Origin of the sequence: Corynebacterium mendelii, assembly GCF_017307055.1 — a bacterium.
GTDB lineage: Bacteria > Actinomycetota > Actinomycetes > Mycobacteriales > Mycobacteriaceae > Corynebacterium > Corynebacterium mendelii.
Map to the genome: position 1 here is coordinate 15,147 of NZ_JAFLEQ010000011.1, position 1,962 is coordinate 17,108.

General features: G+C 67.1%; 1 protein-coding gene. It reads left to right on the forward strand.

Going from position 1 to position 1,962, the window contains the following annotated elements; genetic code table 11:
- On the forward strand, nt 1–1,962 hold a 1,962-nt coding region (locus tag JZY06_RS12265), incomplete at both ends, for a murein biosynthesis integral membrane protein MurJ (protein WP_242516797.1).

Sequence of the window (1,962 nt, forward strand, 5' to 3'; positions counted from 1 at the left end):
ACCGGAGGGAAAAACCAGTGACACCTCGGTGGTCAAATCCACCGGATCGATGGCGCTTGCCACCCTGGTCAGCCGGATCACCGGGTTTGTGAAAACAGTGCTGCTCGGCGCGACTCTCGGGCCGGCGGTCGGGTCGGCGTTCAACACCGCCAACACGCTGCCGAACCTGATCACCGAAATCGTGCTCGGGGCGGTACTGACCTCGTTGGTGGTGCCGGTGCTGGTGCGGGCGGAAAAAGAAGACCCCGACCACGGGGCGGCGTTCATCCGGCGGCTGCTCACCGTGGCCCTGGCGATACTGGTGGTGGTCACCGCCCTGTCGGTGGCCGGCGCCGGGGTGCTGACCCGCATCACCCTGGGGGAGGACGGCAAAGTCAACCTCGTCCAGGCCACCGCCTTCGCCTATCTGCTGTTGCCGCAGATCATCTTCTACGGGGTGTTTTCGCTGTTTATGGCGGTGCTCAACACCAAAGGGGTGTTCAAACCGGGGGCCTGGGCGCCGGTGGCCAACAATATTGTGGTCCTGGCCGTGTTCATCGCCTACTGGCTGGTCCCCGGGGCGCTGCGCCCCGACGAGCAGGCCGGAATCACCAACCCGCATATTCTGCTGCTGGGCATCGGCACCACCTTCGGCGTGGTGGTGCAGGCGCTGATCATGCTGCCCTACCTGAAGAAAGCGGGCATTGATCTGCGGCCCCTGTGGGGCATTGACGAGCGGCTGAAACAATTCAGCGGCATGGCGCTGGCGATTGTCGTCTATGTGGCCATCAGCCAGGTGGGATACATCATCACCACCCGGATCGCGGCCGGCGCCGATGCCCGCGCGCCGCTGATCTACCAGCAGGCCTGGCTTTTGCTGCAGGTTCCCTACGGCATTATCGGGGTGACGATGCTCACCGCGATCATGCCGCGGCTGTCACGCAATGCCGCGGCCGGCGACGACCGGGCGGTGGTGGGGGATTTGACCCTGGCGACCAAACTGACGATTGTCACCCTGATCCCGATCATCGTGTTCATGACGGCCTTCGGCACCGACATCGCCAACGCGTTGTTCGCCTACCGGCTGTTTACCGCCCGGGATGCGGATCTGTTGGGCTGGACGTTGAGTTTTTCCGCCTTCACCCTGATCCCCTACGCCCTGGTGCTGCTGCACCTGCGGGTCTTCTACGCCCGGGAGGAAGCCTGGACGCCGACCTTCATCATCGGCGGGATCACCGGCACCAAAGTGGTGCTGTCGCTGCTCGCGCCGGTGCTGGCGTCCTCGCCGTCGCGGGTGGTGATTTTGCTGGGTGCGGCCAACGGCTTCGGTTTCGTCGCGGGAGCGGTGATCGGGGTGTTTTTGCTGCGCCGCAAACTCGGCAGCCTCAACGGGGGACCGGTGCTGGTGACCAGTATCTGGACGGCCGCGGCGTCGGTGATCGCCGCGGTGACGGTCAAAGCCCTGGAATGGGGTGCGGGGATGATCACCGGTTCCGGCGGGGAGGTCTCCTCGCTGGGCTACCTGCTGCGCACCGCGGTAACCGGCGTGCTGTTTGTGGTTGTCACCGGCGTCGTGCTGGCCCGCTCCGGGCTGCCGGAGGTTGCGGCCCTGGGCAAACTGGCCGCCCGCCTGCCGGTTGTCGGCCCCCGGATCACCGCCCGGCAGACCAGCGCCACCCCGGCGGCGTCCACCGGCATGGACCAGGTCACCCCGGCCGATGTGTCCAACCAGCTTATTTCCCTGGAGCCGTTCAATGCCTCCCCGGTGCCGCCGCCCATGTCGGCCGGGGTGGTCCACGGCCCGCGCCTGGTGCCCGGTGCCCCGGTGGCCGACGGCCGCTTCCGGCTGCTGGCCGACCACGGCTCGGTCACCGGCGCCCGCTTCTGGCATGCGGTGGAAAAATCCACCGGCAGGCAGGTGGCCCTGACATTTGTCGACACCACCGGGCCCAGCCCCACCGCGCCGCTGCCGCCCTCCCGGGC